Source organism: Amycolatopsis samaneae, from assembly GCF_039541975.1.
In the GTDB taxonomy this organism is placed as follows: Bacteria; Actinomycetota; Actinomycetes; order Mycobacteriales; family Pseudonocardiaceae; genus Amycolatopsis; species Amycolatopsis samaneae.
Window position 1 is genome coordinate 440,397 of sequence record NZ_BAABHG010000003.1, and the last position, 17,533, is coordinate 457,929.

17 protein-coding genes and 1 riboswitch are annotated in these 17,533 nt (G+C 70.7%); of the genes, 16 read left to right on the forward strand and 1 reads right to left on the reverse strand.

Annotated features, from left to right (window positions below; translation table 11 throughout):
- Positions 1–109: 109 nt before the first annotated feature.
- From ABD987_RS09145 to ABD987_RS09190, 10 genes are all read left to right on the forward strand, one after another.
- Positions 110–835, forward strand: a complete 726-nt coding sequence (locus tag ABD987_RS09145) for a DivIVA domain-containing protein (protein WP_345389125.1) — start codon at positions 110–112, stop codon at positions 833–835.
- 705 nt (positions 836–1,540) lie between these two features.
- Positions 1,541–2,158, forward strand: coding sequence for a YceD family protein (locus ABD987_RS09150; protein WP_345389127.1), 618 nt, complete (start codon positions 1,541–1,543; stop codon positions 2,156–2,158).
- Between the two features lie 46 nt (positions 2,159–2,204).
- Complete coding sequence (gene rpmF, locus ABD987_RS09155; RefSeq protein ID WP_345389129.1) at positions 2,205–2,387, forward strand: 50S ribosomal protein L32; 183 nt, start codon at positions 2,205–2,207, stop codon at positions 2,385–2,387.
- 15 nt (positions 2,388–2,402) lie between these two features.
- Positions 2,403–3,170: a ribonuclease III gene (gene rnc / locus ABD987_RS09160; protein WP_345389131.1), complete on the forward strand. Its 768-nt coding sequence runs from the start codon at positions 2,403–2,405 to the stop codon at positions 3,168–3,170.
- 21 nt (positions 3,171–3,191) lie between these two features.
- Positions 3,192–4,058, forward strand: coding sequence for a bifunctional DNA-formamidopyrimidine glycosylase/DNA-(apurinic or apyrimidinic site) lyase (gene mutM, locus ABD987_RS09165; protein ID WP_345389133.1), 867 nt, complete (start codon positions 3,192–3,194; stop codon positions 4,056–4,058).
- Positions 4,059–4,119: 61 nt separating this feature from the next.
- Positions 4,120–4,557 carry an XRE family transcriptional regulator gene (locus ABD987_RS09170; RefSeq protein ID WP_345389135.1) on the forward strand — a complete coding sequence of 146 codons (438 nt, stop codon included), beginning with the start codon at positions 4,120–4,122 and terminating at the stop codon, positions 4,555–4,557.
- Positions 4,558–5,133 (forward strand): hypothetical protein, encoded by a 576-nt coding sequence (locus tag ABD987_RS09175; protein ID WP_345389137.1) that lies wholly within the window; start codon positions 4,558–4,560, stop codon positions 5,131–5,133.
- A complete protein-coding gene (locus ABD987_RS09180; protein ID WP_345389139.1) occupies positions 5,130–6,326 on the forward strand; it encodes an MAB_1171c family putative transporter in 1,197 nt (398 codons plus the stop codon). The genes ABD987_RS09175 and ABD987_RS09180 overlap by 4 nt, the downstream gene beginning before the upstream one ends.
- An 88-nt stretch (positions 6,327–6,414) precedes the next feature.
- Positions 6,415–6,735: a PadR family transcriptional regulator gene (locus ABD987_RS09185; RefSeq protein WP_345389141.1), complete on the forward strand. Its 321-nt coding sequence runs from the start codon at positions 6,415–6,417 to the stop codon at positions 6,733–6,735.
- Entirely contained in the window at positions 6,732–8,015 is a 1,284-nt protein-coding gene (locus ABD987_RS09190; RefSeq protein WP_345389143.1) for a DUF1700 domain-containing protein, read from the forward strand. Before ABD987_RS09185 ends, ABD987_RS09190 begins: the two co-directional genes overlap by 4 nt.
- A 148-nt stretch (positions 8,016–8,163) precedes the next feature.
- Here the strand turns inward: ABD987_RS09190 and ABD987_RS09195 are convergent, their stop codons facing one another.
- Positions 8,164–8,685, reverse strand: a complete 522-nt coding sequence (locus ABD987_RS09195) for a YflT domain-containing protein (RefSeq protein ID WP_345389145.1) — start codon at positions 8,683–8,685, stop codon at positions 8,164–8,166.
- 235 nt (positions 8,686–8,920) lie between these two features.
- Here ABD987_RS09195 and ABD987_RS09200 point away from each other — a divergent pair, with 235 nt between their 5' ends.
- From ABD987_RS09200 to gcvT, 6 genes are all read left to right on the forward strand, one after another.
- Positions 8,921–10,288 carry a glutamine synthetase family protein gene (locus ABD987_RS09200; RefSeq protein ID WP_345389147.1) on the forward strand — a complete coding sequence of 456 codons (1,368 nt, stop codon included), beginning with the start codon at positions 8,921–8,923 and terminating at the stop codon, positions 10,286–10,288.
- On the forward strand, positions 10,269–10,982 hold the full coding sequence (locus ABD987_RS09205; protein ID WP_345389149.1) for a gamma-glutamyl-gamma-aminobutyrate hydrolase family protein: 714 nt from the start codon (positions 10,269–10,271) through the stop codon (positions 10,980–10,982). Before ABD987_RS09200 ends, ABD987_RS09205 begins: the two co-directional genes overlap by 20 nt.
- Positions 10,982–12,349, forward strand: a complete 1,368-nt coding sequence (locus ABD987_RS09210) for an aldehyde dehydrogenase family protein (protein WP_345389150.1) — start codon at positions 10,982–10,984, stop codon at positions 12,347–12,349. The genes ABD987_RS09205 and ABD987_RS09210 overlap by 1 nt, the downstream gene beginning before the upstream one ends.
- 2 nt (positions 12,350–12,351) lie before the next feature.
- Positions 12,352–13,119, forward strand: coding sequence for a 3-oxoacyl-ACP reductase (locus ABD987_RS09215; RefSeq protein ID WP_345389152.1), 768 nt, complete (start codon positions 12,352–12,354; stop codon positions 13,117–13,119).
- A 216-nt stretch (positions 13,120–13,335) separates the two neighbouring features.
- Positions 13,336–13,429: riboswitch (glycine riboswitch) on the forward strand.
- A gap of 153 nt (positions 13,430–13,582) precedes the next feature.
- Positions 13,583–16,423: an aminomethyl-transferring glycine dehydrogenase gene (gene gcvP, locus ABD987_RS09220; protein ID WP_345389890.1), complete on the forward strand. Its 2,841-nt coding sequence runs from the start codon at positions 13,583–13,585 to the stop codon at positions 16,421–16,423.
- A gap of 4 nt (positions 16,424–16,427) precedes the next feature.
- The gene (gcvT, locus tag ABD987_RS09225; RefSeq protein WP_345389154.1) at positions 16,428–17,519 is read left to right on the forward strand and encodes a glycine cleavage system aminomethyltransferase GcvT; all 1,092 of its coding nucleotides are present in this window, start codon (positions 16,428–16,430) and stop codon (positions 17,517–17,519) included.
- Positions 17,520–17,533: the final 14 nt, after the last annotated feature.

A 17,533-nucleotide genomic window follows, 5' to 3' on the forward strand; every position in this document is an offset into this window, starting at 1 on the left:
GTGTCCTGGCACGCAGGACACGCCCGGCACCGCGTGCTTTCACCGGTTCAGGCGAGTCAGCGGGCAGACTTGGGGCAGCGAACGGGGATGCTCTGCAGAGGGAGTTGCCGTGTACCGGGTTTTCGAGGCGCTCGACGAGCTCGTCACGATCGTCGAGGAGGCACGCGGCGTGCCGATGACCTCCAGTTGTGTGGTGCCCCGTGGCGATGTTCTCGAGTTGCTCGACGACGTGCGTGACGCGCTCCCGGCCGAGGTCGACGACGCGCAGGACGTGCTCGACAAGCGGGACGACCTGCTGCTGGCCGCGCGCAAGGAGGCGTCGGACACCGTCGCCGGCGCCAACGCCGAGGCGGAGCGGACCGTCGGGGACGCGTCCGCGGAGGCCGAGCGCATCCTGGCCGACGCGCGTGCGCGCGCCGAGCAGATGCTGGCCGACGCGCACGCCGAGTCCGAGCGGATGGTCGCGGCCGGGCAGGCCGAGTTCCAGAACCTGACCGAGCGCTCCCGCGCCGAGTCCGACCGGATGATCCAGGCGGGCCGGGACGCCTACGACCGCGCCATCGAGGACGGCCGTGCCGAGCAGGCCCGGCTGGTCGCGCAGACCGAGGTCGTGCAGGCCGCGCACGCGGAGTCGGCGCGGATCGTGGACGAGGCGCACGCCGAGGCCGACCGGCAGCGTGGCGAATGCGACGCCTACGTGGACGGCAAGCTCGCCGAGTTCTCGGAGCTGCTGGCCACGACCCTGCGGACGGTCGACTCCGGCCGCAACCACCTGCGCTCCCCGGCCAACGTCTCCGGCTCGGCCCGTCCGACGCTGTACGACTACCAGGTCTGACCCCGGCCTTCCGCCCCGTTTCCGTCACCCCCACCCGATAGACTCGCTGGTAGGGGTGCTCGGTATGTCCCGAACGGGCCGTTCGGGACATTGAGCGTCCCCCATGAGGCGTTCGGGACGTGTGGTGGTGGCGGGGTGCCGAGGGACGCTTTCGGTGCGTTGGGCGCGCCGAGGGACGCCCTCGTCGCATTCAACGCACCCAGGGCGTCCCTCGGCGCCCGGCCTGACCCCCGACAAGCTGGCGGGGCGTCGCGTGCTTCCCGATGAGGCTTTCTCCGTGGGGTTTCGGTGACTGTGGTGACTGACGGGGCTGCTGAGGCGGCAAGCGGTCGCACCCGTGTCCCGAACGGGCCGTTCGGGACGTGGGCGCGGCCGGTCGGCGGCCCGGTCGCGGCCTCGCACGCACCGAACGCCACATTGGGTGCGTTGGACGCACCGAACGCCACATTCGCTGCGTTGGACGCACCCAATGCCACATTGGGGCGCTCGTCCGCCGCGTTCCGGACCGGGCCCGGCGCCGGTTTCCTCCCGCCCCGGTGTTTCCGTCGGTCCCCATCCCTACGCTGTCGGGTAGGGGTGCTCAGGCTGTCCTGAATCTTCCGTTCATTCCTTCGCGACCCGTCGCGAACCATCGCTGAACCGTCGCGAAACCGCCGTGGGCACCGGCCCGATCGAGGGCGCCCCGGCCTGCGTACTCTGGTGTGGATGTCCGAGAACAACACCTCCCATCCCAGGCCCGCGTCGCTCGACGACCGCAGTCCGTGGGTGCTCGACACCCGTGAGCTGGGCCGGCGTGCCGGGCTGTCCCGTCCGGTCCGGCGCAGTGTGCCGCTGGACACCGAGCTCGGCGTGCCCGACGTGATCACCATCGCGGCCGGGGCTGAGCTCGAACTGGATCTGCTGCTCGAGTCCGTCGTCGAGGGCGTGCTGGTCACCGGCACGGCCACGGCGACCGCGCGCGGTGCCTGCTCGCGCTGTCTCGACCCGGTCACCGAGGACGTCGAGGTCGAACTCACCGAGCTGTTCGCCTATCCCGGTTCCGCGACCGAGGAGACCACGGAGGAGGAAGAGATTCCCCGCCTGGTCGACGACCGGATCGACCTGGAGCCGATCGTCCGGGACGCGGTCGTGCTGGCCCTGCCGCTGGCCCCGTTGTGCACCGAGGACTGTGCCGGGTTGTGCACCGAATGCGGCGTCAAGTGGGCCGATCTCGAGCCCGGACACGGGCATGAGAAGATAGACCCTCGGTGGGCCGCACTGGTCGAGCGTTTCGACGAGAACACGGGTGACAAACCCGTGGACGGCCCCGGACAGCAAGCCTAAGTCCGCTCGCGTGCTCGCGGGCAGACCGTCTTAAGGAGATCTACTCGTGGCCGTCCCGAAGCGGAAGATGTCGCGATCCAACACGCGCGCGCGCCGCAGCCAGTGGAAGGCGGCTCCGGTTCAGCTGGTGCCCTGCTCCAACCGCGCCTGCAAGCAGCCGAAGCTCCAGCACGTCGCGTGCCCGTCGTGCGGCCAGCACAACGGCCGCCAGGTCGTCGAGCCCGCCTGATCCGGGTATCCGGTCATGGGGGGTAAGTCGCCCAACGGCCCAGCGGTCGATCCTGCACCACTGCTCGAAGCGCTCGGGGTCACTCTCGACCCCGAGCTGCTCAAGCTGTCGCTGACCCATCGTTCCTACGCGTACGAGAACGGTGGTCTCCCGCCCAACGAGCGGCTGGAGTTCCTCGGCGACGCGGTGCTCGGCCTCGTGGTCACCGACCACCTCTACACCACTCATCCCGAGCTGCCCGAGGGGCAGCTCGCGAAGTTGCGCGCCAGTGTGGTCAACATGCACGCGCTGGCGGGTGTCGCGCGCGGGCTCGGCGAGGGTGGTCTCGGGGCACACCTGTTGCTCGGCAAGGGCGAGGAGCTCACCGGCGGCAGGGACAAGGCGAGCATCCTCGCCGACGGTCTCGAGGCGGTCATCGGCGCCGCCTATCTGCAGCACGGCATCGAGGTCGCCAGGAAACTGGTGCATCACCTGTTCGACGGGCTGCTCGCCGAGGCGCCGAAGCGGGGGGCCGGGCTGGACTGGAAGACCAGTCTGCAGGAGCTGACCGCGTCCGCGGGTCTCGGCGTGCCTGAGTACCGCGTCGAGGACACCGGGCCGGATCACCGCAAGGAGTTCACCGCCACGGTGCTCGTCGGCGGCCGTGACTACGGGCACGGCACCGGTTCCACCAAGAAGGAAGCCGAGCAGAAGGCCGCCGAGACGGCGTGGCGGACGCTCACGGACGAGATCGCGGCCGCGAAGCAGGCCGAGGAGCCGGACGGCGAGGGCACTCCGTCCTGAGGCGTGCGCCAGAATGGTCGTATGCCTGAACTTCCCGAGGTCGAGGTGGTTCGCGCCGGCCTCGAAGCGCATGTCGCGCATCGCACGATCAGCAAGGTCGAAGTCCTGCATCCGCGCGCCATCCGTCGCCACGTGCTCGGGGCGGAGGACTTCACCGGCCGGCTCGCCGGGGTCCGGATCGACGCGGCCCGCCGCCGCGGCAAGTACCTGTGGCTGGAGCTGGATTCGGCAGAAGCCGTCCTGGCGCATCTCGGGATGAGCGGGCAGATGCTCGTCCAGCCCGAAGGCGCCCCGGACGAGAAGCATTTGCGGGTCCGGGTCCGTTTCGACGACGAGGGCCCGGAGCTGCGGTTCGTGGACCAGCGCACCTTCGGCGGTCTCGCGCTGGACGAGCTGGCCGAGGTCGACGGCGCGCGGTTGCCCTCGGCGATCGCGCACATCGCGCGGGATCCGATGGATCCGGCGTTCGATCTCGGCGCGGCGGTGCGGGCGCTGCGTTCGCGCCGCACCGAGGTCAAGCGCGCGTTGCTGGATCAGACGCTGGTTTCCGGTGTCGGCAACATCTACGCCGACGAAGCGTTGTGGCGCGCGAAACTGCACTGGGCCCGGCCGACGGACAAGCTCGTCGCGGCCAGGGCGGAGGCGGTGCTCGCCGCGGCCGCCGAGGTCATGGCCGAAGCGCTGGTCGCGGGCGGGACCTCGTTCGATGCCTTGTATGTCAACGTGAACGGCGAGTCCGGTTACTTCGACCGGTCGCTCGACGCCTACGGGCAGGAGGGGTTGCCGTGCCGCCGCTGCGGCTCGGCGATTCGCCGCGAACCGTTCATGAACCGCTCGTCGTACTCCTGCCCGCGGTGCCAGCCCCGGCCGCGAACTAGCTCGCGTTGATGCGTTCCGCCAGCTCGCCAACTAGGATGAAAACGCGCACCACGGCGCCGTTGAGGGAGTGATGGTGGTCACCGAACCCGGCAGGTCCACGCTCGCCGAAAAGATCGACAAGCTGTTCGACGTCGTGCGCAGGCCGGATCGGGAGTCCTACAGCCACGAAGAGGTCGCGAAGGCCTGTCGTGAGGCGACGGGGGAGAGTTTTTCCACCACCTACCTCTGGCAGCTGCGGACCGGGCGCCGGGACAATCCGACCAAACGGCATCTCGAAGCGCTCGCGCAGTTCTTCGGCGTTCCCCCGGCGTACTTCTTCGACGACGAGCAGAGCGCCAAGATCGCCGAGGAACTCGCGCTGCTGGGCGCGTTGCGTGACGCCGGTGTCCGTGATGTCGCGCTGCGCGCGGTGACCCTCTCGGCCGACGGGCTGGACACGATCAGCGACATGATCGACGCGATCGCGCGCAGGGAGGCCGGCCGTGGCGGCCAGCGGAAGGAGGCCTGAGTGCCGGACCGGCAGCGCAGGCAGCTCTGGCGGCGGTGCCGCCGGCTCGCCGACACGCTCGTCCTTCCCGAGCCGTTCGACGACGGGCGGTTCGTCGCCGCGCTCGCGGCCCAGCGCGGGCGCCCGATCGAGCTGATGCCGGTGAACGCGCCGTCCGGCGGCCCCTGCGGTCTGCTGATGAGCACCGAGCGCGCCGACTACATCCTCTATCCGACCACCACGACCGCCCTGCACCGGCGGCACATCCTGCTGCACGAGGTCGGGCACCTGCTGTGCGGGCACGTCGGCCCGGCCGCGCCCGGCGCCGCCGGCGCGGCGATCGACGTCGCCGCGAGCCGGGCGCTCATGCCGAACCTGTCGCCCGAGCTCGTCCGCCGGGTGCTCGGCAGGAGCACCTACGGCGCCGTCGAGGAACAGGAGGCCGAACTGCTGGCCTCGCTCATCGCGCAGCGGGTGGCCCGCGGCGAGGGTACGCGGGGACCGGCGCGGTCCGACGAGCGCGACAGTGACCTCGCCGGCGGGATGGCCAGGGTGGACAGCCTGTTCGGCGGCAAGCCCCGCCGCGGGACCCCGTGATCGAGACCCTGTCCTACTACTGCTGTGTGCTCGCCTTCGCGGGTTTCGGCTTCAAGCTCCTCGAATCGCGGCACACCCAGCCCGCGCGGCGGTTGTGGTGCCTGTCCGGTTTCGGGATCTGCATCGCGGCGGGCATCCTCGTGCTCACCCCCGCGGCCGAGGCGATCGTCGGTGGGCGGGAACCGTTCGCCAGCCTGGTGAACCTGGCCGCGGACCTGTTCAAGATCGGCGCGATGGCCTTCGCCGTCGCGTTCGCGCGTTCCCTGCGGCTGGGCGCGCACGCCCGGCCGGGATGGCACGTGGCGCTCACGGCCGTCGTGGCCCTCACCGAGGTCGTGCTGTTCTTCCTCGCCAGGACGCACCGGGTGGGCGAGGACACCGCCGTGGGGGAGGACGCTCTCTGGTACCTGGTCGCGTATCTGCTGGTGTTCGTCGTCTACGGGGTGGTCAGCCTCACCACGTTCATCGTCGTGTTCGGCCGGTTCGCGTGGCTCGCCGAGCCGGGGGCGCTGCGGGCCGGGCTGTGGCTGATCGTCGGCGGGGCGGTGTCCGCGCTGGCCTGGACGTTCTGGGGGATCGACGACGTCGGCAGGCTGGTCGCCAGCGGACGGGTGAACGCCAGCGAGGACGTCTATTCGGCGGTCCTCGCCGCGGGGTGTGTCGGACTGGCGGTCGCGGGCGCGACGCTCAGCGTCTGGGGTCCCGCGCTGCGCGCGCCGGTGCGCTGGCTGCGCGCGTACCACGCGTACCGGCGCATCGAACCGTTGTGGGCCGCGCTGCGCGCCGCCGTGCCGGGGATCGCCCTCGCGCCGGCACCGGGCCTGGCGGGCGGTGCCGAGTTCGCGTTGTACCGGCGGGTCATCGAGATCCGGGACGGGTACCTGGCGCTGCGTCCCCACTTCGAGCCGGGGATCCCGGCGCTGGCCGAGGCGCGGGCGCGTCGTGCCGGGGTGCCGGAGCGGCTGGTCGCGGCCACCGCCGAAGCAGCCGCGCTCGCCGCCGCGCTGCTCGCGAGCGAGGCGGACCGCCGGTACCGGGGCGGCGACGCGGGCCCGCCCGCCCGGCAGCTGCCGGACGCCGGGATCGCCGCCGAGGCGGCGTGGCTCGTCCAGGTGACGCGGGCCTGGCGGCACTCCGCGGTCGTCGCACGCGTCCGTGATCAGGTCCGCGACGACCTGGGTGTTCCGGCCTGAAGGCAGGTTCTGATGGCGATCGGGGCATCGCTGTGCACACTACTGCGCAATGCGTGGTACCTTCTGACGCGTAAGACTGGAGGACCGGGTGGAGATCAGTCAGCTACTCAAGGGCGTGCTCGATCTGGCCGTGCTCGCGGTGCTGCGCGAGGACGACGGCTACGGCTACGACGTCCTGCGAAGACTCAGGGTCGCCGGGCTGGAGGAGGTGGGGGACGCGTCGGTGTACGGCACCCTGCGCCGCCTCTACAAGGCGGGACTGCTGACGTCGTACGTGGTGCCGAGCGAGGAAGGGCCGCACCGCAAGTACTACAGCCTGAACGAACCGGGCCGGGCCCGGCTCGCCGAATCCATGAAGGTGTGGCGGGGGTTCGCGTCCACAATGGACACACTGTTGGAGGCATCGTGAGTGAGCGGCCGACCGCCGTGCGGGTCTATCTGGCGAGGGTTCGGACCGCGCTCGCCGATCTGCCTGCCGGTGAGATCGAGGAAATTCTGGAAGACGTCCGGCCGCATCTGGCCGAGATGGAGGCCGAGCTGGGCGCCGACGCCAAGGTGGAGGCGCTGATCGAACGGCTCGGCACGCCGGAGAGCTACGCGGCCGAACTGCGGGCCGCGGGCGGATACCCGCAGCCGTCCGAGGAGGTGACGACGGTGTTGCCCGCCCCGGCGGCGAAGGTGCCGAACCTGTTCGGGCCACGATTCGCCTTGTGGGGCTTGGTGTTCTGCGCGGCGGGGCTCGCGATGTTCGCGTTCAGCGCCGCGGTGCGAATCAATCCGGACGCGCTGCTCGGCCTGGGCTTCCTGGTGCCGGTTTTCGTGCTGAGCCTGTATTTCCTGTTCAAGCGCGGTCTTCCCGCGGTGCTGGCGCTCCCGGAGGTCGTCTGGGTCAGGGAGCGGTTCGTGTCCACCGGGGACAGCCGGGACAGCGGCAAGGTGCTGGGCTACCTGCGTTCGTTGCGTCCGGCCTGGTGGCTGGTGTGCGCGGGTGTGCTGATCGCGTTCGGGCTGCTGCTCATGCTGCGGCACCGGTACGCGGCGCTCCTGCTGCCGTTCCTGCTGGCCGCCGCGATCGCGGTGATCTGGGCCGGTGCGAAGCTGGGCAAGGACCGGCGGTTGCTGTGGGTGGCCGTGCCGATCTCCGCGTTCGTCGTCGGCGGCATGCTCGGCGGGTTCGGCGCCGCGGTCGACCTGGTCGCCGGCCGGACCTCCTGGGGTTCGAGTTCGAGTCCGAGTTCGTATTCCATGTCGACCACGAGCGATTCGTACGGCAGCAAGCAACTGCAGTACGGCAACGAGATGGTCGGCAACGTCTACGCGTTCGACGCGCAGGGCAAGCCGTTGACCGACGTCTATCTCTACGACGAGCAGGGGCGGCCGCTCGCGATGAGCCGGTACGTCTGCGAGCCGGGCACGGGCGCCAAGATGCGGGTCGGGGCGGACAACCGCTTCCCCCGCCCGTGGCTGGATCAGGGCGTGGCCGACAACCGGGGGCGCATCAACGGGTACAACGGCTATCGCGGCGTTTGCCGCGAACGGGCCGACGTCCTGTTCAGCGCCGCCATCCCGAAGGGCACGAGCCCCAGCCCCACGCCCGCGCCGAGCCCGAGCCCCGCGCCGTCGAGTTCCGGCGCGCCCGCGTCCCCGGCTCCGTCAACGGCGCCGTCGGCGCCTCCGGCGACCCGGTAGCCGACGTGGTGGGAGCGGCGGTCGGGGGTCGCTCCCACCACGTCTTCCACGCGCCGACAGCAGCGGTCCGTGAATGCCACATTGAGGGATTCAGAGTCCCTCAATGTGGCATTCACGGACCTACGGGAACAGAAGGCCGGAGCCGGGGTCAGTGACCGAAGGCGCTGCGCGCGGCGTGGTCGGCCAGGAGCTGACGGCCCTTCTCGGCGTTGCGCGGCTGGCTCAGCACGTCGTAGCGGCGCGCGACCAGCTGGCTCTGCGAGACGAACCCGCGCTTGTTCGGGCTGATCGCGTAGCCGAGCGCGCCGAAGGCCAGGTTGAAGCCGATACCGGCGACGAGGCCGATGCCGATCGGGATCATGCCTGCCCCCGGGTTCAGCATGCTCAGCACCAGACCGAGGAACAGGCCGAACAGCGCGCCGGACATCGCGGCGTTGCCGAGCAGTTTGCGCCAGCTCATCCGGCCCGCGATGCGCTCCACGAGCACCGGCTCGACGCCGACGATGGTCACGTCGGTGACCGGGAAGTCGGTGCCCGCGAGGTGGTCGACCGCGCGCTGGGCCTGCTCGTACGACTCGTAGGAGCCGATCGGCCAGCCGGTGGGCATCGTGGGCAGCTGAGGACGGGCCTGCTGCGGGTTCACCGAGCTCTGCGTGAATGCTGTGGTCATCGATCTCACCTCTCTTGACCGGTACAACGTCCGAAGACGCCGGATTGGTCCCGGCCGGGCGTGATTCACAGACTCTTCTCAGCCGGACAACACGGACATTCTGACCGGTATGTCCCCGGCTCGCCACGCGTCCCCTCAAAGGTTCACATTAATACCTTTGCTCCGGTTGACCCCGTGCCAGCCGCCCGGTAGGAAGAACGCGCAAAGGATTCGGTTCAAACCTTTGGGGTGGCGGATGGCGCGGAGACAAGGCATGCTCACCCTCGACCAGCTGCGCACGCTGGTCGCCGACGGGGCGATCGACACCGTGCTCGTCGCGATGACCGACATGCAGGGCAGGCTCCAGGGCAAGCGCTGCGCCGCGGAGTACTTCCTCGAAGAGGTGGTGCCGCACGCCACCGAAGCGTGCAACTACCTGCTCGCGGTCGATGTCGAGATGAACACCGTCGACGGCTACGACCTCTCGTCGTGGCAGACCGGCTACGGCGACTTCGTGCTGCGGCCCGACTTCGACACGATGCGGCTGGTCCCATGGCAGCCGGGCACGGCGCTGGTGCTCGCCGACGTGGAGCGGGTACAGGGCGGACCGGTCGCGGTGTCGCCGCGACAGGTCCTGCGTGCCCAGCTCGACCGGCTCGCCGAACGCGGCCTCACCGCGTACGTGGGCACCGAGCTGGAGTTCATCGTCTTCGACGACAGCTACGAGACCGCGTGGGACAAGCGATACCAGGGCCTGAAGGCCGCCAATCAGTACAATGTGGACTACTCGATGCTCGGCACCGCGCGGATCGAACCGCTGCTGCGCCGCATCCGCCGCGAGATGGGCGGCGCCGGGATGTACGTCGAATCCGCCAAGGGCGAGTGCAATCCCGGCCAGCAGGAGATCGCCTTCCGCTACGCCGACGCGTTGACCACCTGCGACAACCACAGCGTCTACAAGACCGGTGCCAAGGAGATCGCCGCGCAGGAGGGCAAGAGCCTGACCTTCATGGCGAAGTACGACGAACGTGAGGGCAACTCCTGCCACATCCACCTCAGCCTGCGCGCGAAGGACGGCGCGGCGGTGCTGGCCGGTGACCGCCCGGGCGGGTTCTCGAAGCTGATGGAGCACTTCCTCGCCGGTCAGCTCGCCGGGCTGCGGGAGCTGACCTGCTTCTTCGCGCCGAACATCAACTCCTACAAGCGGTTCGCGCCCGGCAGCTTCGCGCCGACCGGCATCGCCTGGGGCACCGACAACCGCACGTGCGCGCTGCGCGTGGTCGGCCACGGCGACTCGCTGCGAGTGGAGAACCGCGTTCCCGGCGGCGACGTCAACCCGTACCTCGCGGTCGCCGCGCTCATCGCGGCGGGGCTGCACGGCATCGAGAACGAACTGCCGCTGGAGGCGGAGTTCACCGGCAACGCCTACGATTCCGCGGACCTGCCGCGGGTGCCCGCCACGCTCGGCGAGGCCATCGGGGAGTTCGCGGCGAGCGAGCTCGTCGAACGGGCCTTCGGCGACGAGGTCAAGCGGCACTACCTCAACGCGGCGAACATCGAACGCGAGGCCTTCGAGAAGGCCGTCACCGATTGGGAGCGCATCCGTGGTTTCGAGCGGCTCTAAGCCTGTCATCGGGCTGACGACGTATCTCGAGCCCGCGAGGTTCGGCGTCTGGGACACCGAGGCGGCCCTGCTGCACCGCGTCTACGTCGACTGCGTGGTGGCGGCGGGCGGGATTCCCGTGCTCCTGCCGCCGGTCGGCGACGGCCACGCCCGTCTGGTGTCCACTGTGGATGGTCTGGTGCTGACCGGCGGTGCCGACGTGGACCCGGCGCGGTACGGCCAGGAACCGCACGAGAGGACCTACACCAGGCCCGGCCGCGACACCTTCGAGTTCGGCCTGCTCGACGCGGCGATCCGGGCCGACGTCCCGGTGCTCGGCGTCTGCCGGGGACTCCAGGTGATCAGCGTCGCGCTCGGCGGCACGCTGACCCAGGACGTGCCGGAGGCGACCGGGAGCCGCGAGCACCAGCCCGCGCCCGCGACGTTCGGGACCAGCACGATCACCCTCGCGACCGGCTCGCGGGCCGCCGCGATCCTCGGCGGCGAGACGAAGGTCCAGTGCTACCACCACCAGGCCATCGACCAGCTCGGCGACGGTCTCGTCCCGGTCGGCTGGGCCGCGGACGGCACCGTCGAGGCCGCCGAGCTGCCCGGCGAGAACTTCGTGCTCGGCGTGCAGTGGCATCCCGAACAGGACACCGGCGACGTCCGGCTCTTCGCGGCCCTCGTGGCCGCCGCGAGTAAGGAAAGGTGATGGGCACCAGTTTCGATGTCATCAACCCCGCCACCGAAGAGGTGGTGCGGTCGGTCGCGCTGACCGGCGCCGAGGAGACCGACGCCGCGATCGCCCGCGCGCAGGCGGCGTTTCCCGCCTGGCGTGACGTCGCACCGGGCGATCGCGCCCGGCTGCTGCGCCGCTTCGCGGACGCCGTCGAGAGCGACATCGAGCACCTCGCCCGGCTGGAGGTCACGAACTCCGGGCATACGATCGGCAACGCGCGCTGGGAGGCGGGCAACGTCCGTGACGTCCTGAACTACTACGCCGCCGCGCCGGAACGCCTGAGCGGCCAGCAGATCCCGGTGCCGGGCGGGGTGAACGTCACCTTCCACGAGCCGCTGGGCGTCGTCGGCGTGATCGTGCCGTGGAACTTCCCGATGCCGATCGCGGGCTGGGGTTTCGCGCCCGCGCTCGCCGCCGGGAACACCGTCGTGCTGAAACCGGCCGAGCTGACGCCGCTGACCGCCATCCGGCTCGCCGAGCTGGCCCGCGAGGCGGGTATCCCCGAAGACGTCTTCCAGGTGCTGCCGGGTAAGGGATCCGTGGTGGGCCAGCGGTTCGTCGACCATCCGGCGGTGCGCAAGGTCGTGTTCACCGGGTCCACCGAGGTCGGCAAGCGGATCATGGCGGGCTGCGCGGCGCGGGTGAAGCGCGTCACGCTGGAGCTGGGCGGCAAGAACGCGAACATCGTGTTCGCCGATGCCGATCTGGAGAAGGCCGCCGCGACCGCGCCGTACGGGGTGTTCGACAACGCGGGCCAGGACTGCTGCGCCCGCTCGCTGATCCTGGTGCAGGCGTCGGTGTACGACCGGTTCATGGACCTGCTCGAACCCGCCGTGCGGGGCGTCGTGGTCGGCGACCCGGGGTCCGAGCGGACCGAGATGGGGCCGCTGATCTCCGCCGGGCACCACGCGAAGGTGTCCTCCTACGTCACGGCCGAGACGCCGGTGGCGTTCCGGGGGAGCGCGCCGGAGGGACCCGGCTTCTGGTTCGCGCCGACCGTCGTCACCCCGCCGAACCTCCAGGATCCCCTGGCCGCGGACGAGATCTTCGGGCCCGTGGTCGCCGTCGTCCCGTTCGCCGAGGAGTCCGACGCGGTGACCATGGCCAACCACACCGAGTACGGCCTGTCCGGGTCGATCTGGACCCGCGACGTGGGCCGCGCGTTCCGCGTCGCCCGCGGCGTCGAGGCGGGGAACCTCTCGGTCAACTCCCACTCGTCGGTGCGGTACTGGACGCCGTTCGGCGGATTCAAGCAGTCCGGCCTCGGCCGCGAACTGGGCCCGGACGCCGCGACGGCGTTCACCGAGACCAAGAACGTCTTTCTGAGCACGGAGGAATAGGGATGGTGCAGCGTTTCGAGGGCCGCGTCGCGGTGATCACCGGCGGGGCCGGCGGGATCGGGCTCGCGTCCGCGCGCCGCCTGGCCAGCGAGGGCGCGAAGGTCGTCATCGCCGACGTCGCGCCGGAGCCGGGCGAGGCGGCCGCCGACGAGGTCGGCGGGGCGTTCGTGCGGACCGACGTCACCGACGCCGAGCAGGTCGAGGCCCTGTTCCAGAGCACGGTCGACCGGTTCGGCTCGGTCGACGTCGCGTTCAACAACGCCGGGATCTCACCGCCGGAGGACGATTCGATCCTCACCACCGGCATCGAGGCGTGGCAACGGGTCCAACAGGTCAACCTGACCTCGGTATACCTGTGCTGCAAGGCCGTCCTGCCGCACATGCAACGCCAGGGGAAGGGCTCGATCATCAACACCGCGTCGTTCGTCGCGGTCATGGGCGCGGCGACCTCGCAGATCTCCTACACCGCGTCCAAGGGCGGGGTGCTCGCGATGAGCCGTGAGCTGGGCGTCCAGTTCGCGCGCGAGAACATCCGCGTCAACGCGCTGTGCCCCGGCCCGGTGAACACCCCGCTGCTCAAGGAACTGTTCGCCAAGGACCCCGAACGGGCAGCGCGGCGGCTCGTGCACGTCCCGATCGGCCGCTTCGCCGAGCCGGAGGAGATCGCCGCCGCCGTCGCGTTCCTGGCCAGCGACGACGCCAGCTTCGTCACCGCGTCCCAGTTCCTCGTCGACGGCGGCATCTCCGGCGCCTACGTCACCCCGCTGTAACGGCGATCTCGCGTGATCCGACGGCGACCTGGCGTGATCAGACGGAGATCTCGCGTGATCGGGCGGGGACCCCGGCCAATCACGCGAGATCGCCGCTCAATCACATGAGGTCGCCGTTCAATCACGTGAGAACGCCGGTGTGGTGTGGGCGGGGAGAAGTGGACGGGGGGTGAAGCCGCCGGGTACGGTATGCGCGACAACTACAGATCGGGCCGTCGAGCCGGAGCGGGAGAGCCCTCACGAACGTGGTGAGGCACCGAAGGAGCAAACTCCCCGGAATCTCTCAGGTACCCACTACCGCTTCGTGCGAGGCCACTCTGGAAAGCAGGCGTACCCACGCCTCACCCAAGGTGAAAGCTGTGCTGTGTTCGATCAAGCACGGACAGTGAAACTCTCAGGTGCCATGACAGAGGGGGAGTTCCAGCGCACCGGTCTACCCTGTGCCCGGCCCGAGGAGCTCCCCATCACTTCGACATCATTCGACGCCCGCCACATCGGCCCCTCCGCGGCCGAACAGGCCAAGATGCTGGCCGAGTGCGGGTACGGCAGCCTGGACGCGCTGGTCGCCGCCGCCGTGCCGTCCGCCATCCGCGCCACCCACGGCCTCGACCTTCCCCCCGCCGCGTCCGAAGAGGACGCCACCGCCGAACTGCGCGCCCTCGCCGCGCGTAACCGGCCGATGACGCAGATGATCGGCCTCGGCTACCACGACACGGTGACCCCGCCGGTGATCCGCCGCAACGTGCTGGAGAACCCGGCCTGGTACACCGCCTACACGCCGTACCAGCCGGAGATCTCGCAGGGCAGGCTCGAAGCCCTCCTCAACTTCCAGACCATGGTCGCCGACCTGACCGGCCTGGCCACCGCGAACGCCTCCCTGCTCGACGAGGGCACCGCCGTCGCGGAGGCCGTCACGCTCATGCGCCGCGCCTCCAAGGCGAAGTCGAACGTCGTCGTGCTCGACGCCGAATGCCTGCCGCAGACGATCGCGGTGGTCCGCACCCGCGCCGAGGCGCTGGGCATCGAGGTCCAGGTCCGCGACCTGCTGACCGGGCTGCCCGAGGAGTTCTTCGGCGTCGTCGTCCAGTACCCCGGCGCGTCCGGCGTGCTGCGCGGCCCCGGCTTCTACCACGCGATCTCGGGTTCGGCGAAGGCCGCGGGCGCGCTGTTCACCGTCGCCGCGGACCTGCTCGCGCTGACGCTGATCACCTCGCCGGGCGAGTTCGGTGCCGACGTCGCGGCCGGGTCGACGCAGCGTTTCGGCGTCCCGCTCGGCTACGGCGGCCCGCACGCCGGGTACCTGTCCGTCCGAAGTGGACTGGAGCGGTCGCTGCCCGGCCGCCTGGTCGGGGTCTCGGTCGACGCCGACGGCAACTCGGCCTACCGTCTCGCGTTGCAGACCCGTGAGCAGCACATCCGCCGCGAGAAGGCGACGTCCAACATCTGCACCGCGCAGGTGCTGCCCGCCGTGCTCGCCGCGATGTACGCCGTCTACCACGGCCCGGACGGGCTCAAGCGCATCGCGACGCGCGTCCACGAACTGGCCGCCGGGTTCGCGAACGCGCTGCGAAAGGGCGGCGTCGAGGTCGTGCACGAGGGCTTCTTCGACACCGTCGTCGCCCGGGTGCCCGGGAAGGCCGCGGAAATCCACGCCGCCGCGCGGGAAAGCGGTGTCAACCTCGGCCACGTCGACGCCGACCACGTCCGCGTCGCCTGCGACGAGGTCACCCGGCCGGACATCCTCGCGAAGGTGCTGCGGGCGTTCGGGATCGAGGCCGTCGAGACCACTGTGGATGGTGGCGAGGCCCTGCCGAAGGGGATCGCCCGCGAGAGCGGCTACCTGGGCCACGAGGTCTTCGGCGCGCACCGGTCCGAGACGGCGATGCTGCGCTACCTGCGCCGGCTGTCCGATCAGGACTACGCGCTCGACCGCGGCATGATCCCGCTCGGCTCGTGCACGATGAAGCTCAACGCCACCACCGAGATGGAGCCGATCAGCTGGCGCGAGTTCGCGGGTATCCACCCGTTCGCGCCCGCCGGGGACGCCGAGGGCTACCACCTGCTCGTCGAGCAGCTGGCCGGCTGGCTGGCCGAGGTCACCGGCTACGACAAGGTGTCGCTGCAGCCGAACGCGGGCAGCCAGGGCGAGCTCGCCGGGCTCCTCGCGATCCGCGCCTACCACCGCGCCAACGGCGACGAGGGCCGCGACGTCTGCCTGATCCCGTCGTCCGCGCACGGCACCAACGCCGCCTCCGCGGTGCTCGCCGGGATGCGCGTGGTCGTGGTCAAGTGCACCGCCGAGGGCAACGTCGACCTCGACGACCTCCAGTCCAAGGTGGACGCGCACGCCGACACCCTCGCCGCGATCATGGTCACCTACCCGTCCACCCACGGCGTGTACGAGCACGGCATCGAGCGGCTCGCCAAGATCGTGCACGACGGCGGCGGACAGGTCTATGTGGACGGTGCGAACCTCAACGCGCTGCTGGGCCTTGCCAAGCCGGGCGAGTTCGGCGGCGACGTCTCGCACCTGAACCTGCACAAGACGTTCTGCATCCCGCACGGCGGTGGCGGCCCCGGCGTCGGCCCGGTCGCGGTGCGCGCGCACCTCGCGCCCTACCTGCCCAACCACCCGCTGCTGGAGGCCGCGGGCCCGGACACCGGCGTCGGCCCGATCAGCGCCGCGCCCTACGGTTCGGCCTCGATCCTGCCGATCTCCTGGGCCTACGTCCGGATGATGGGCGCGCCCGGCCTCACCGCGGCCACCGAGGTCGCGGTGCTCGCCGCGAACTACGTCGCCGCGCGGCTCGGCCCGCACTACCCGGTGCTCTACACCGGGCAGGACGGCCTCGTCGCCCACGAATGCATCCTCGACCTGCGCGGGATCACCAAGGAAACCGGCGTCACCGTCGACGACGTCGCGAAGCGCCTGATCGACTACGGCTTCCACGCGCCGACGATGTCGTTCCCGGTCGCGGGCACGCTGATGGTCGAGCCGACCGAGAGCGAGGACCTCACCGAGATCGACCGGTTCTGCGACGCGATGATCGCCATCCGTGAGGAGATCGACGGCGTCGCCCAGGGCCGCTGGACCGCGGCGGACAGCCCGCTGCGGGGCGCCCCGCACACCGCGGGCGCGCTGGTCGGCGAGTGGGACAAGCCGTATGACCGCGAACTCGCGGTGTTCCCCGCCGGGGTTTCCCGCAAGACGAAGTACTGGCCGCCGGTGCGCCGGATCGACGGTGCCCACGGCGACCGCAACCTCGTCTGCTCCTGCCCGCCCCTCAACGCTTACGAAGGCTGAACCCGTGTCGAAGGAAACCTCCCTGCACGAAGTCCACAAGGGACTCGGTGCGCTGTTCACCGATTTCGCGGGCTGGTCGATGCCCGTCCGCTACAGCAGCGAACTGGCCGAGCACAAGGCCGTGCGCACCGCGGCCGGGCTGTTCGACCTCTCGCACATGGCGGAGATCGACGTCACCGGCCCGCAGGCCGCGGCGACGCTGGACTACGCGCTGGTGGGCAACCTGTCCGGCGTCAAGCCGGGCCGCGCCCGCTACACGATGATCTGCGACGCCGAGGGCGGCGTGCTCGACGACTTGGTCGTCTACCGGCTCGCCGACGAGAAGTTCATGGTGGTGGCGAACGCGGGCAACGCGGACGTCGTCGCCGAAGCGCTGGCCGAGCGGGTCGCCGGGTTCGACGCGGTGGTCGACAACCGCTCCGAAGACGTCGCGCTGATCGCCGTCCAGGGCCCGAACGCGGTGGCGATCCTCCGCTCGGTCACCGACGCGGACCTGGACTCGCTGAAGTACTACGCGAGCGTCCCGGCCACGGTGAAGGGGCACGACGTCCTCCTGGCCCGCACCGGCTACACCGGCGAGGACGGCTTCGAGCTGTTCGTCCCGGCCGCCGAGGCACCGGAGTTGTGGCGGATCCTGACCGAGGCGGGCCAGCCGCACGGGCTGCTCCCGGCCGGTCTCGCCTGCCGCGACACGCTGCGGCTCGAAGCGGGAATGCCGTTGTACGGCAACGAACTCAGCCGCGCGCTGAACCCGTTCGCGGCCGGGCTCGGCCGGGTCGTGAAGTTCGAGAAGCCCGGCGACTTCGTCGGGAAAGCCGCCTTGGAGGAGCTGGCGAAGGCTGACGTCCCGCGCGTGCGGGTCGGCCTCAAGGGCGCCGGGCGCCGCGCCCCGCGCCACGGGTACAAGGTGCTGGCGGGCGAGACCGAGATCGGCGAGGTCACCAGCGGCGCGCTGTCGCCGACGCTGGGCTTCCCGGTCGCCATGGCCTACGTCGACCGCGCGCACAGCGAGCCCGGCACCCAGCTTTCCGTCGACATCCGCGGGCGGGTCGAGCCCGTCGAGGTCGTCGCCCTCCCGTTCTACAAGCGCTCCTGACGGCCCTGACCACC